Genomic DNA, 13,011 nt, shown 5'->3' with positions numbered 1-13,011 from the left:
GTCAGGAATTCGCCCCCGCCCGGGCAACGATATTGCGAGCGCGAATTCCGGTCAAAGCCGGCTCAGCGATGATGGCGCCAGCCATAATGATGCCCGCGACCCCGGCCCCAGCCGTAATGGTGGCCGCGCCCGCCGCGGCCCATATGGCCGTGACCGTGTCCGTGACCGCCGCCCCGGACCTGAATGACCGCGCCGTCCTGGGCTTCGAGCGGAGCCATGCCCAATCGCGCCGAGGCGGACGCCGTCAGCGCCAGCATGGACGCGAACAGCGCGACGCCAATCATCAAAATACGCTTCATGCGGTTTTCCTCCCGATCGCAGGATTGCGATTTCTCCAACAAGCTCCCGCTGCAGGCTTTGTTCCGCTACGTCGACCGTTGATTGCCATTTTTCCCCGCTCGCATTCGGTCCGCCGTCACCACCCGGCTGGCAGCACGGTGCGGAAGTCGCCGGTCTCGTAGCTGGCAATCCGTCGCGCACTTGCAGCCGGTGCTCGCGCCCGGCGCCTTTGAATCTGTTTCCGTGCAACGGCGGCCACGTCGGCCCGGACCGGCGTTACCTCGGGTAATGCCAAGGCAAACGCCTGCTTCGGTGATCGTGCGATTGCTGGCGGGGGAAGCCTTTCGGCGACGGCTAGCGAAGGCGGCGGAACGATCGTCGGCAGACTCGTGTCGAAGACGGTCGCCTCGGGCCATTTGTGGGCCGAATGCAGGCGGATGATGGTCCTGTCGACCTCGGCTCTGGCGGGGGCTGCTGCCAGCTTCGGAAAATACCAGTCGGCCAGAATGAACAGCGCCAGCAGCAGGCTGCCGGCAAAGGCGAAGTATCGAGCAAGGGGCATTTACCACCACTATTGTTGTCTGTTTTCCGCCCCGACTTGCAGACCCAACGGGAAAAACAGGCAATGGTTCCCGCCTTCGAACCTCACTGGCGTGGATCAGGAAAAAGTGGCAATTTGATTCACCAATAGACGCCTGGTTTCGATTGTGGGGAGAGAAATGAATGGTTGATCCGGATGTTGCGAGCGCCGCCCTCGTGCGGGCCTGGAGCGCCTATCGGCTTATCAATCAGGGGATACATGAGAATGATGAGCGCCGTACCAGCCTGGAACGCTTCATCCGGCAGCGCCGTGAGGCGGGTATCGAGGATGTGGAAATGCTGGCTGTCGCCGGGCTCAAGTTTCTCAAGCAGCTGGATCAGTCCGGAATGTCGTCGGGCGACTAGGGGCAGACAAGGCAGCGATCGTTTTGTACTCGGGAAAAAGCGGAACATTTGATAGGGGCGTGGGTTACCGGTGGCAATTGTGCAAACGGAGGACGACCCCATGAAGAAACTTCTGATGATCGGCGCACTGGCTTTCGCTGCGACCACCGTTGCCAACTCCGCGATGGCGGCTGAATTCTATGTGGTTCGCGACGCCACCACCAAGAAATGCACCGTTGTCGATACCAAGCCGACCACCACGACCACCACCATCGTGGACAACGGCACCTACAAGACCAAGACCGAAGCCGAGAGCGGCATGAAGACCACCAAGGTCTGCACCGAGTAACGGCAGAACCTTTTCGGCGAAAGGACCGCGGCGGTGTCGCGGTCCTTTTTCGTTGTGAATTTGCCCGACGGGCAAATCACCAAAAGGCTGTCCAGCCCCTCGCGCAAAAATATTCCGCTGGTCCCGTCGGGCAAATCAGACTTACGACTCCCGCCATCCTGTCCCACCAGAGGGGCGTAGGCCATCGTCGCAAACGAGGGACAGGGAGCGGTGGACGTGAGGCAGCGACTGACGAGCGCGGCACTTGCGTACGGTGAAATCGTTTGGGTCCGACGCCCCGGTGCTGGCGTCAAGTAAGCGGAGCAATCCGCAAGCGATGGTGGCAAGAAAGCCGGCCACCAGGGCGATTACGTATAAGCCGTAAAGCCATTGCGCAGGGAAGGCCGGTGTGTTTCCGCCAAACCTGTATGCTCGTGCGCGTGTTTGATGCACAGTTTTGCGCGCGAGACCGCGGGTGCGGCGCGCACCCGGTCTTCCCTGCGCCCTCTGATTTCGAGGGCAAGGTTTTCTGTTAAAACTTCGGGCGCATCGCGCCGCGAGAATGCGAAGTCGTATTTTGGAGTTCGAAGCTGAGCTCAGTTACTTCGTCAAGCCCGGCCATGACGGGTTGCAAGAGCTCGGCCCAACCCCGTTCTTTCCGCCCATCCGGCATTTCCCCTTGGCCGCAAAACGCTCTATGGTGCCCGGCGCTTCACGGTAGGTGGAGGCGTATAACTCATAAATATCAAAGGCTTGGCGTAGGGGTCGGGCCTTTGGAGGGCGATTTGACGCGGTATATTTCGACCAGAGGCGAAGCCCCCACGCTGGGTTTCTGCGATGTGATGCTGACCGGGCTCGCCCGCGACGGCGGGCTCTACGTGCCGGAAGTCTGGCCGCAGCTCTCGCACGAGACCATCGCCGGATTTTTCGGACGGCCGTATTGGGAAGTCGCGGTTGAGGTGATCCGGCCGTTTGTCGCCGGCGAGATTTCCGACGCCGATCTCGGCCGCATGGCGAACGAGGCCTACGCCACCTTCCGCCACCCCGCGGTGGTGCCGCTCGACCAGACCGGGCCCAATCAATTCATGCTGGAGCTGTTCCACGGCCCGACGCTGGCGTTCAAGGACGTCGCGATGCAGTTGATCTCGCGGCTGATGGATCATGTGCTGGCCAAGCGTGCGCAGCGCACCACCATCGTGGTCGCGACCTCGGGCGATACCGGCGGTGCGGCGGTTGATGCGTTTGCCAACCTCGACAATGTCGACCTGATCGTGCTGTTCCCGAACGGCCGGATCTCCGACGTGCAGCGGCGCATGATGACGACGTCGGGCGCCGGCAATGTCCACGCGCTCGCGATCGAAGGCAATTTCGACGACTGCCAGGCGATCGTGAAGGCGCTGTTCAATCATCACGGCTTTCGCGATGCGGTGTCGCTGTCCGGCGTCAACTCGATCAACTGGGCGCGCATCGTGGCGCAGGTGGTGTATTATTTCACGTCCGCGGTGGCGCTCGGCGCGCCCGCGCGCACCGTCGACTTCACCGTGCCGACCGGAAATTTCGGCGACATCTTTGCCGGCTACGTCGCCAAGAAGATGGGGCTGCCGGTGCGCTGGTTGCGGATCGCCTCCAACGTCAACGACATCCTGCCGCGCACGCTCAAGACCGGCATCTATGAAGTGCGCGAGGTTCACGCGTCAGCCTCGCCGTCGATGGACATCCAGGTTTCCTCGAATTTCGAGCGGCTGCTGTTCGAGGCCAGTGGCCGCGATGCCGACAGCATTCGCCGCCTGATGGCCTCGCTGAAGCAGTCCGGACGTTTCGTGCTGCCGGATTCCGTGCTCGCCGCCATCCGCGAGGAATTCGACGCCGGACGCGCCGACGAGACCGAGACGGCGGCCACGATCCGCGCCGCCTGGCGCGAGGCCGGCGATCTCGTCGATCCCCATACCGCGGTGGCGCTGGCGGTGGCCGATCGGGACACCTCGGATTCGAAGATCCCCAATATCGTGCTGTCGACCGCGCACCCGGCCAAGTTTCCCGATGCGGTCGAGGCGGCCTGTGGCGTGCGGCCGCAATTGCCGGCCTGGCTCGATGGTCTCCTGACCAAATCCGAACACATCACGGTGATGAAAAACGATTCCACCGAAGTCGAGAAATTCGTGCGCAAGGTCAGCCGTGCCGCGAAGCAGGGAGTTGCCGGATGAGCGTCGAAGTTACCAAGCTGCCGTCCGGATTGACCGTCATTACCGATACCATGCCGCATCTGGAAACGGCGGCGCTCGGCGTCTGGACCGGCGTCGGCGGTCGTGACGAAAAGCCCAACGAGCACGGCATCTCGCATCTGCTCGAGCATATGGCGTTCAAGGGCACCACCAAGCGTTCCTCGCGCGAGATCGTCGAGGAGATCGAGGCGGTCGGCGGCGATCTCAACGCCGGAACCTCGACCGAGACCACGGCCTATTATGCGCGGGTGCTGAAGGCCGACGTGCCGCTGGCGCTCGACGTGCTCTCCGACATTCTCGCCAATCCGTCCTTTGTGCCGGACGAGCTCGAGCGCGAAAAGAGCGTCATCGTGCAGGAGATCGGTGCGGCGCAGGACACGCCCGACGACGTCGTGTTCGAACATCTCAACGAGCTCTGCTATCCCGATCAGCCGATGGGGCGCTCGCTGCTCGGCACCGCCAAGACGCTGCAGAAGTTCGATCGCGACATGCTGAATAACTATCTCTCGACGCATTATCGCGGACCCAACATGGTGGTGGCGGCCGCAGGTGCCGTCGACCACAAGCGCGTCGTCGAGGAAGTGGCGCAGAAATTCGCCAGCTTCGATGCCGCGCCGTCGCCGAAGCCGCAGCCCGCGATGTTCGGCAAGGGCGGCTCGCGCGTGGTGCATCGCGACCTCGAACAGGCGCATCTGACCCTGGCGCTGGAAGGCGTGCCGCAGACCGACCTGTCGCTGTTCTCGATGCAGGTCTTCACCAACACGCTCGGCGGCGGAATGTCGTCGCGGCTGTTCCAGGAAGTGCGCGAAAAGCGCGGCCTGTGCTACTCGATCTACACCTTCCACGCGCCCTATGCCGACACCGGGTTTTTCGGCCTCTATACCGGCACCGATCCGGCCGACGCGCCGGAGATGATGGAAGTGATCGTCGACGTCATCAACGACGCCGTCGAAACCCTCACCGAAGCCGAGATCGCCCGCGCCAAGGCGCAGATGAAGGCAGGGCTCTTGATGGCGCTGGAAAGCTGTTCATCGCGCGCCGAGCAGCTGGCACGCCATGTGCTTGCGTATGGCAGGCCGCTGACGGTGGAAGAGCTGGTGGCGCGGATCGACGCGGTCAGCGTGGAATCGACCCGCAACGCCGCGCGGGGCCTGTTGTCCCGCAGCCGTCCGGCGGTCGTGGCGCTTGGCAGCGGCAGGGGTCTGGACACGGCGGTATCTTTTGCGGAAGGATTGACCCGGTCAAAGGCGAAGACGCTGCTGCATTGAAGTTTGCTCTTTGCGGGGGAGTGTAGGGCATGGCCCTGTTTCGTTTGCCAACCAGCGGACCGGCCGCGCTCGTGCCGCGCGGCCACGGTCTGTTGCTGCGCGCCCCGCAGATGTCGGACTTCCCGCAATGGGCGCACTTGCGTGAAACCAGCCGGGCCTACCTGACGCCGTGGGAGCCGATCTGGCCGTCGGACGACCTGACCCGGGCCGGTTTCCGCCGCCGGCTGCGCCGTTATGCCGAGGATATTGCTTCCGACCGCTCGTACCCGTTCATCGTCTTCCGCGAGTCCGACGGCGCCATGATCGGCGGCATCACGCTGGCGAATGTGCGCCGCGGCATCGTGCAGGCCGGCACCATCGGCTATTGGGTCGGCGAACCCCACGCCCATCGCGGCCATATGACCACGGCGCTGCGCGTGCTGCTGCCGACGCTGTTCGGCGAGCTCAATCTGCACCGCATCGAGGCCGCCTGCATTCCGACCAATGCGCCTTCGATCCGGGTGCTGGAGAAATGCGGCTTTACCCGCGAGGGACTGGCGCGGCGCTATCTCTGCATCAACGGCGTCTGGCAGGACCACCTGCTGTTCGGCATTCTGCACGAGGATTTTCGCGGCTGAACATCGATTCGGGTGCCTTGGGTTCGCCGCCATTCGCCTGCTATAAGGCCGCCGTGGATAGTGACGATGAAATGACGTGGATGCCAGGAACGTCGCATGGGTGACAATCGGTTGGTCAAAGTCGCGATCGTGGCCGGGATGGCTTGCAGCCTGCTGGCCGTGCCGGCGTCGGCGCAATCGCTGGGCGATCGCTTCAAGAGCCTGTTCGGCGGCAAATCGGACGAGCCGGCCACGGCCGCGCCGGGAGCGGCGGCCGTGCCGGAAGACACCGGCGATTTGACCTGTCCGCCGGTTACGGTCCGCGCCGGTGCCTCCACCTATGCGGTGGCGGCGCCCGGCAAGCAGCCGGTCGGCAACGACCTGCGGTTTCAGGCAACGATTACCAAGATGGCCCGCGAATGCAGCGTCAATGGCGGCACCATCACTGCGCGGATCGGCATTCAGGGGCGCGTCATTGCCGGTCCCGCCGGCGCACCGTCCTCCATCCAGGTTCCGATCCGCGTCGCCGTGGTGCAGGGCGGCGTGTCGGAAAAAACCATCGCCACCAAGGCCTACCAGACCACCGTCAACATGTCGGAAGCCGGCAGCGAGCCCTTCACGTTGGTGGCCGAGGATCTGGTCTATCCGACCCCGCCGGGTGCGCTTGGCGACAGCTACATTTTCTATATCGGCTTCGACCCGCAGGCGCTGAAGCCCGAGCGCCCCGCGCCGGCGCCGCGAAAAAAGAAGCAGCCATGAAAAAAGCCGGCGCGATCATCTCGCGCCGGCTTTTTGGTAGATCTGGATTGGTCTAGTTCAGCTTGGCGCGAACTTCGGCGATGCCCTTGGCGAGCAGGTCGTCGGCCACCGACCCCTTGACCGACTGCGACAGGATGGTCGAGGCGGCCGTGACGGCGGCGTTGGCCGCAGCAGAACGAACGTCCGCCACCGCCTGCGCTTCGGCGAGCGCGATCTTGCCCTCGGCGGTCTTGGTGCGACGGACGACGAAATCTTCCATCTTGGCCTTGGCTTCGGACGCGATGCGCTCGGCTTCGGCCTTGGCGTTGGCGATGATCTCTTCGGCCTCGCGCTCCGCGCTGGTTCGCTTGGACTTGTAGTCGGCGAGCAGCTTGGCGGCTTCTTCCTTCAGACGGCGGGCGTCGTCGAGTTCGGCCTTGATGCGGTCGGCGCGGGTATCGAGCGCCTTCAGCACCGTGCGGTGGATGCCCAGATAGGCAAACAGCACCATCAGGATGACGAAGGCTACCGCGACCCAGGTTTCCGGTTCGAAGAACATCAAACTATCCCTTCAACGAAGCGTCGACCGCGCTGTTCAGCGTGTTGCCGTCGGGCAGCACGCCGGTGAGGCGCTGGACGATGGCGCTGGCCGCATCCGCGGCGATGCCGCGGACGTTGCCCATCGCGCTCTCGCGGGTCGCCGCGATCTGCTTTTCGGCGGCGGCAAGCCTGGCGGAGAGCTGGTCTTCCAGCGTCTTGCGCTCGGCTTCCGCAGCCGCGTTCAGCTTCTCGCGGGTTTCGTTGCCGATCGCCTGGGCCCGCGAACGCGCCGAAGCGAGTTCGGTTTCATAGGCTTTCAGCGCCGCATCCGACTCGTCCTTCAGCTTCTGCGCTGCCGAAAGATCGCCCTCGATCGCGTTCTGACGTGCATCGATCACGCCGCCGACACGCGGCAGCGCAATACGCGACACGATCAGGTAGAGGGCGACGAACGCGATGACGAGCGACACCAGTTGCGAAGCGTAGCTCGACGACTCGAACGGAGGAAATCCTCCGCCGTGGCCGCCTGGGGCTTCGGTGTGGGCGCCGGTCTCGTGGCCCTTTGCCGGGGTACCATGACTCTTTTCAGCCACGGGGTCCTCCTGTTGCTGTCAGACGCGCCGCCCGGAACGGACGGCGCGATAGGGTGCCGCTCAGAGCGGAACGAACAGCAGCAGCAGCGCGATCAGCAGCGAGAAAATGCCGAGCGCTTCGGTCACGGCGAAGCCGAAGATCAGGTTGCCGAACTGGCCCTGGGCTGCGGACGGGTTGCGCACTGCTGCGGCAAGGTAGTTGCCGAAGATCACGCCCACGCCCACGCCTGCGCCGCCCATGCCGATGCATGCGATGCCCGCGCCGATAAGTTTTGCTGCTGCCGGTTCCATTTTCTTGAGCTCCTTGAGAGGTAAGACAAAGTGTGGGTGGAAATTCCCCGGACCGTTTAGTGTCCCGGATGAATGGCGTCGTTGAGGTAGATGCAGGTCAGGATCGCGAACACGTAGGCCTGCAGGAAAGCGACCAGCAGTTCGAGCGCGGTCAGCGCCACCGTCAGCGCCAGCGGCAGCATGCCGCCGGCCCAGCCGAGCGCGCCGAGCGAGGCGCCGAGCATCGCGACGAAGCCCGCGAACACCTTCAGCGCGATGTGGCCGGCCAGCATGTTGGCGAACAGACGGACGCTGTGCGAGACCGGCCGCAGGAAGAACGACAGGATTTCGATGAACATGACCAGCGGCAGGATGTAGATCGGAACGCCGGAGGGTACGAAAATCTTGAAGAACTTGAAGCCGTTCTTGTAGAGGCCGTAGATCAGGACGGTGAAGAACACCAAAAGCGCCAGCGTCGCGGTGACGATGATGTGGCTCGAAATGGTGAAGGTGTAGGGGATGATGCCGATCAGGTTCGAAACGCAGATCAGCATGAACAGCGAGAAGATCAGCGGGAAGAACTTCATGCCTTCCGAGCCGGCGGTGCTGCGGATCGTGCTGGCGACGAACTCGTAGCTGATTTCGGCGATCGACTGCATGCGCCCGGGCACCAGTTGCCGTCCGGTGCCGATCATCAGGATCGAGATCACCGCTACCGCAATGAACATGTAGAGCGACGAATTGGTGAAGGCGATCGTCTGGTTGCCTATATGGCCGATCGTGAACAGCGGCTCGATGTTGAACTGATGGATCGGGTCGATTTTCATCCGCGCGGCTCTTTGTCCACCGGCCTGGCCGGCAATCGAATTTCAAATGTCGTGACTTCCCGTCGACGTTCAGCGCTTGCCCTGAGATACGCCCGCAGACCTCACCACGTTGACCACGCCGGCGGTAAAGCCGAGCAGCAAGAACACGATGAGACCGAACGGCGATGTCGACAACAAACGGTCGAACCCCCAGCCAATCGCCGCCCCGACGACAACGCCCGCGACCAACTCCGAGGAAAGGCGGAAACCGATCGCCATAGCCGAAGCTCTGGCAGCCGCATCTCCGCTTTCGGTTCCGGGTTGGTCAGTCCTGATTTTGCGGTTGTCACGAATTGCGGACAACCGGTGATCCAGACTTCCGAGCCTTGCGGAAAGCGCAGCTTCGTCGGAGGACGAATGATCGCGTTTTCCACTTGCGTTGTCGTTGTTGTCTTCGGTCATGCCCAAGACAGTAAACGATGCCGCGGTTGATGGAAATTGCGCCCGTCACCCTTAAAGCCGCGCGGACCATACTTACCGCGTCTAATCAAGTCAAGATTACGTCGTAACCAGTTAGTGCATTGATTTGACTGGATTTATTTGGAGATCGTCCACGGCCCTGTGGACCCGTCATCGCAGTGCAGCAGCTAGCGCATCACGGATCGATCTTGCGTGGATTTGGCCGGTCTGTTGGGATGCCCGAAGCGATCAGCAGATCCTCGCTCCGGAGCCCGTATGCCGCGTCAGGTCGACTACTATTTCTCGTTTCAATCGCCGTGGGCCTATGTCGGACATCGGGCCTTTCGGGACATCGTAAGTACCTACGATCTCGAGGTAAATTACAAGCCCGTGGTGCTGGTCGACTTGTTCTCGGAGACCGGTGGGCTGCCGCTGATGAAGCGCCACCCGGTGCGGCAGCGCTACCGGATGGTCGAGTTGCAGCGTTGGCGCGACAAGCGCGGACTGAAATTCCACCTGCGGCCGGCGAATTGGCCGTTCAACGCCCGGCTCGCCGATGGCGTCGTGATCGCCGCGATCGAGTCCGGTCTCGACCCCGACCGATATCTGGCGCGGGGTTTTGCCGCAGTTTGGGAAGATCAGCTCAGTCTCGCTGATCCCGCGACGGTTGCGAAACTGGCCGACGAATCCGGTCTGCCCGGCAAAGAGTTGGTGGAGCGATCGGAGCAGGAGGCGATCAGCGCGGCCTACGAGCAGAACCGCCAGGATACGCTGGCGAGCGACGTGTTCGGCTCGCCGGCCTATGTGCTGGATGGCGAAGTGTTCTGGGGACAGGACCGGATCGATTTGCTCGAAGACGCGTTGAAGTCCGGCCGCGCGCCCTATAGCTCACACGTTTAGAGCGTACTGGTACGAACCGGAGGCGGGAGCAAGCTCATGAGCACAGCGACGTCGTCCTCGAAACTACTGTCGATCATCGCGGTCGCCGCATTGACGTTTTGTGTCACCGGCCACGCGCGCGCCGGCGCGCTGCCGGACACCGATAACGGCCGCTACGCGCTGTCGCCGCTGGCGGACGGCGTGCTCCGGCTCGACACCAGAACCGGCGCGGTCTCGACCTGCAGCAATTCGGGCGCGGGCTGGGCCTGCTACGCCGTGCCCGACGAACGCGCGGCGCTGGATGCCGAAATCGGCCGGCTGCAGGCCGACAATGAAAAGATGAAAGCCCAACTCGCCGAGCGCGAGCCCACGGTGTCAGGCAAGATCGAAGAGCCGCTGCCGAAATCCGACTCGCTGAAGAAAGGCGAACCGAAGGTCGCCGAGGGCGAACGCAAGATCGAAATCCCGCTGCCGAGCGATCGCGACATGGACCGCGTGATGTCGTTCCTGGAGCGGGCCTGGCGGCGATTGATCGAGATGGCCAACCGCATGCAGAAGGACGTCGGCGGCAAGATTTGAGTGCTGTTGTTTGATGCTGTCGTCCCGGCGAACGCCGGGACCCATACGCTGCGGCTTCTCGATCTTGCACGACGACAGTTGATACCTTCCGTAACTACTAACGTCGGTGGTTATGGGTCCCGGCCTTCGCCGGGACGACGTGAGGAATCGAGCCAAATGACCGCACCCAAATCCCTCTCGCGCACCACCCCCTCGGCCGTCAGCGCCACCACCATCGTGTCCTTGCTGTTGACGGTGCAGACGCGCGGCGCCGGCTTCACCGATCTCACCGCCGAAGCCGCAAAGTTCGTCGCCGATGCCGGCGCGCGCGAAGGCACGGTGACGCTGTTCATCCGCCACACGTCGGCATCGCTGACGATCCAGGAAAATGCCGATCCGACCGTGCTCGCCGATTTGACGACGGCACTGAACCGGCTGGCACCCGAGAATGCCGGATGGCGGCACGACACCGAAGGTCCGGACGACATGCCGGCGCATATCAAGACCGTGCTGACCGCGACCTCGCTGCAGGTTCCGGTGCTGCAGGGCGCGCTGGCGCTCGGCACATGGCAGGCGATCTATCTGGTCGAGCATCGTGCGCGGCCGCATCGCCGCGAGGTGGTGCTGCAGTTCATCGGCAGCGTCGATTAAAAAGAAACGGCCGCGGATTGCTCCGCGGCCGTTTTGTTCGAGGTCGCCGGCGATAGTCGCCGGATCAGGCTCAGGTCTTGGTGATGTCGACGTCCTTGGTCTCGGGCAGGAAGAAGAACCCGACGACGGCGGTGATCGAAGCGAAGATGATCGGATACCAGAGGCCGGCATAGATATCGCCGGTCGAGGCCACGATCGCGAACGAGGTCGCGGGCAGCAGTCCGCCGAACCAGCCGTTGCCGATGTGATAGGGCAGCGACATCGAGGTGTAGCGGATCTTGGTCGGGAACAGTTCGACCAGCATCGCCGCGATCGGCCCGTACACCATGGTGACGAAGATCACGAGGATGAACAGCAGCCCGATGATCGCCGCAACCTGCGGACGGAAGATATCGAACGGGTTCGACATCTTCACGATGCCCGCATCGCCGGCCTTGGGATAACCCGAGGCTGCGACCGCGGCGGCGACCGCCGGGTTGCCGGCCTTGGCATCCGGATACGGCACGTCCTTGCCGTTGATCACGACCTTCACGCCGGAGCCGGCGGCACCGTAGCTGGTCGAGTACTTGACCGACGACTGGGCCAGAAAGGCGCGAGCGACATCGCACGGAGCGGTGAAGACGCGGGTGCCGACCGGATTGAACAGATCGCCGCAGCCTGCGGGATCCGCCACCACCTCGACCTTGGTGGATTCGATTGCCTTTTCCAGCGCCGGGTTGGCGTTGGTGGTGATCATCCGGAAGATCGGGAAGAAGGTCAGCGCCGCGATCAGGCAGCCCGCCAGGATGATCGGCTTGCGGCCGATCTTGTCGGAGAGGGCGCCGAACACCACGAAGAAGCCGGTGCCGAACAGCAGCGACCAAGCGATCAGCAGGTTGGCGGTATAGCCGTCGACCTTGAGGATCGATTGCAGGAAGAACAGCGCGTAGAACTGGCCGGTGTACCAGACCACGCCCTGACCCATGGTGCCGCCGATCAGCGCCAGGATGACGATCTTGGCGTTGCTCCAGTTGGCGAAGGCTTCGGTCAGCGGCGCTTTCGAACTCTTGCCCTCATCCTTCATCTTCTGGAAGATCGGCGATTCGTTCAGGCGCAGCCGGATCCAGACCGAGACGCCGAGCAGCACGACCGACACCAGGAACGGAATGCGCCAGCCCCAGGCCGCGAATTCAGGTTCGCCCAGCGCAGTACGGGTGAACAGGATCACCAGCAGCGACAGGAACAGGCCGAGCGTCGCCGTGGTCTGGATGAACGAGGTGTAGTAACCGCGCTTGCCCTGCGGAGCGTGTTCCGCAACGTAAGTCGCCGCACCGCCATACTCGCCGCCGAGCGCGAGGCCCTGCAACAGGCGCAGTGCGATCAGGATGATCGGCGCCGCGATACCGATGGTTGCGGCATTGGGCAACAGGCCGACGATGAAGGTCGACAGGCCCATGATCAGGATGGTGACAAGGAATGTGTATTTGCGTCCGACGATGTCGCCGATGCGTCCGAACACGATGGCGCCGAACGGGCGCACCAGGAAGCCGGCGGCGAACGCGAGCAGCGCGAAGATGTCGCGTGTTGCCGGCGGATAGGCCGAGAAGAACTGCGCGCCGATGATGCTGGCGAGCGATCCGTAGAGGTAGAAGTCATACCATTCGAAGACGGTGCCGAGCGAGGAGGCGAGAATGACGAAACGTTCGTCCTTCGTCATTCCTCCGGTCCGGGCCGGCGTGGCAGTCATTGTGGACATTTCAAGCGCTCCCCAAATTTATTGATGCAAAGTCCGCCCCTTGCCGAACTTGGCCGGATTGATCTGTGGGCTTGGTATCAAGGTAACATCGCCGTGAAAGTCGCCCCAATACGACTTTTGGCCCTTTGCACGGCCGCGCCGGGGGCCGCGGTTCGATGGGACGCA

Annotated in this window: 17 protein-coding genes; 9 read left to right on the top strand and 8 right to left on the bottom strand. The window is 63.1% G+C overall.

Annotation, left to right across the window (positions count from 1 at the left end; translation table 11 throughout):
• Nucleotides 1-62: 62 nt before the first annotated feature.
• Together BLR13_RS14600 and BLR13_RS14595 are read right to left on the bottom strand one after the other, a co-directional pair.
• Entirely contained in the window at nt 63-299 is a 237-nt protein-coding gene (locus BLR13_RS14600) for a hypothetical protein (protein ID WP_074822790.1), read from the bottom strand.
• Between the two features lie 116 nt (nt 300-415).
• Nucleotides 416-841, bottom strand: a complete 426-nt coding sequence (locus BLR13_RS14595; protein ID WP_074822793.1) for a hypothetical protein — start codon at nt 839-841, stop codon at nt 416-418.
• A 161-nt stretch (nt 842-1,002) separates the two neighbouring features.
• Here BLR13_RS14595 and BLR13_RS14590 point away from each other — a divergent pair, with 161 nt between their 5' ends.
• From BLR13_RS14590 to BLR13_RS14565, 6 genes are all read left to right on the top strand, one after another.
• Complete coding sequence (locus tag BLR13_RS14590; RefSeq protein ID WP_074822796.1) at nt 1,003-1,224, top strand: hypothetical protein; 222 nt, start codon at nt 1,003-1,005, stop codon at nt 1,222-1,224.
• Nucleotides 1,225-1,324: 100 nt separating this feature from the next.
• On the top strand, nt 1,325-1,552 hold the full coding sequence (locus BLR13_RS14585) for a hypothetical protein (protein WP_074822799.1): 228 nt from the start codon (nt 1,325-1,327) through the stop codon (nt 1,550-1,552).
• A gap of 764 nt (nt 1,553-2,316) precedes the next feature.
• On the top strand, nt 2,317-3,735 hold the full coding sequence (gene thrC / locus BLR13_RS14580; RefSeq protein ID WP_074831514.1) for a threonine synthase: 1,419 nt from the start codon (nt 2,317-2,319) through the stop codon (nt 3,733-3,735).
• The gene (locus tag BLR13_RS14575; protein WP_074822802.1) at nt 3,732-5,021 is read left to right on the top strand and encodes a M16 family metallopeptidase; all 1,290 of its coding nucleotides are present in this window, start codon (nt 3,732-3,734) and stop codon (nt 5,019-5,021) included. Before thrC ends, BLR13_RS14575 begins: the two co-directional genes overlap by 4 nt.
• Nucleotides 5,022-5,050: 29 nt before the next feature.
• Nucleotides 5,051-5,638, top strand: a complete 588-nt coding sequence (locus BLR13_RS14570; RefSeq protein WP_074822805.1) for a GNAT family N-acetyltransferase — start codon at nt 5,051-5,053, stop codon at nt 5,636-5,638.
• A 96-nt stretch (nt 5,639-5,734) separates the two neighbouring features.
• A complete protein-coding gene (locus BLR13_RS14565) occupies nt 5,735-6,376 on the top strand; it encodes a hypothetical protein (RefSeq protein ID WP_074822807.1) in 642 nt (213 codons plus the stop codon).
• A gap of 52 nt (nt 6,377-6,428) precedes the next feature.
• Here BLR13_RS14565 and BLR13_RS14560 read toward each other — a convergent pair whose 3' ends face one another.
• The 5 genes from BLR13_RS14560 to BLR13_RS14540 form a co-directional block, all read right to left on the bottom strand.
• Nucleotides 6,429-6,914, bottom strand: coding sequence for an ATP F0F1 synthase subunit B (locus BLR13_RS14560; RefSeq protein ID WP_074822809.1), 486 nt, complete (start codon nt 6,912-6,914; stop codon nt 6,429-6,431).
• Between the two features lie 4 nt (nt 6,915-6,918).
• Nucleotides 6,919-7,488, bottom strand: coding sequence for a F0F1 ATP synthase subunit B' (locus tag BLR13_RS14555; RefSeq protein WP_074822811.1), 570 nt, complete (start codon nt 7,486-7,488; stop codon nt 6,919-6,921).
• Nucleotides 7,489-7,548: 60 nt separating this feature from the next.
• The gene (locus tag BLR13_RS14550; RefSeq protein WP_027537362.1) at nt 7,549-7,779 is read right to left on the bottom strand and encodes a F0F1 ATP synthase subunit C; all 231 of its coding nucleotides are present in this window, start codon (nt 7,777-7,779) and stop codon (nt 7,549-7,551) included.
• Between the two features lie 56 nt (nt 7,780-7,835).
• Complete coding sequence (locus BLR13_RS14545) at nt 7,836-8,585, bottom strand: F0F1 ATP synthase subunit A (protein WP_074822814.1); 750 nt, start codon at nt 8,583-8,585, stop codon at nt 7,836-7,838.
• A gap of 69 nt (nt 8,586-8,654) precedes the next feature.
• Nucleotides 8,655-9,026, bottom strand: coding sequence for an AtpZ/AtpI family protein (locus BLR13_RS14540; protein WP_074822816.1), 372 nt, complete (start codon nt 9,024-9,026; stop codon nt 8,655-8,657).
• Nucleotides 9,027-9,299: 273 nt separating this feature from the next.
• Between BLR13_RS14540 and BLR13_RS14535 the strand changes: the two genes are divergently transcribed.
• The 3 genes from BLR13_RS14535 to BLR13_RS14525 all read left to right on the top strand — a co-directional run bounded on the left by BLR13_RS14535 (nt 9,300) and on the right by BLR13_RS14525 (nt 11,111).
• Complete coding sequence (locus BLR13_RS14535; RefSeq protein ID WP_074822818.1) at nt 9,300-9,923, top strand: 2-hydroxychromene-2-carboxylate isomerase; 624 nt, start codon at nt 9,300-9,302, stop codon at nt 9,921-9,923.
• 36 nt (nt 9,924-9,959) lie between these two features.
• The gene (locus BLR13_RS14530) at nt 9,960-10,481 is read left to right on the top strand and encodes a hypothetical protein (protein WP_074822821.1); all 522 of its coding nucleotides are present in this window, start codon (nt 9,960-9,962) and stop codon (nt 10,479-10,481) included.
• A 156-nt stretch (nt 10,482-10,637) separates the two neighbouring features.
• Complete coding sequence (locus BLR13_RS14525) at nt 10,638-11,111, top strand: secondary thiamine-phosphate synthase enzyme YjbQ (RefSeq protein WP_074822823.1); 474 nt, start codon at nt 10,638-10,640, stop codon at nt 11,109-11,111.
• Between the two features lie 70 nt (nt 11,112-11,181).
• Here the strand turns inward: BLR13_RS14525 and BLR13_RS14520 are convergent, their stop codons facing one another.
• On the bottom strand, nt 11,182-12,807 hold the full coding sequence (locus tag BLR13_RS14520) for an MFS transporter (protein ID WP_171945047.1): 1,626 nt from the start codon (nt 12,805-12,807) through the stop codon (nt 11,182-11,184).
• Between the last annotated feature and the right edge of the window lie 204 nt (nt 12,808-13,011).

Source organism: Bradyrhizobium ottawaense, assembly GCF_900099825.1.
Classification (GTDB): domain Bacteria; phylum Pseudomonadota; class Alphaproteobacteria; order Rhizobiales; family Xanthobacteraceae; genus Bradyrhizobium; species Bradyrhizobium ottawaense_A.
This window is presented reverse-complemented; position numbering and strand designations above follow the sequence as displayed.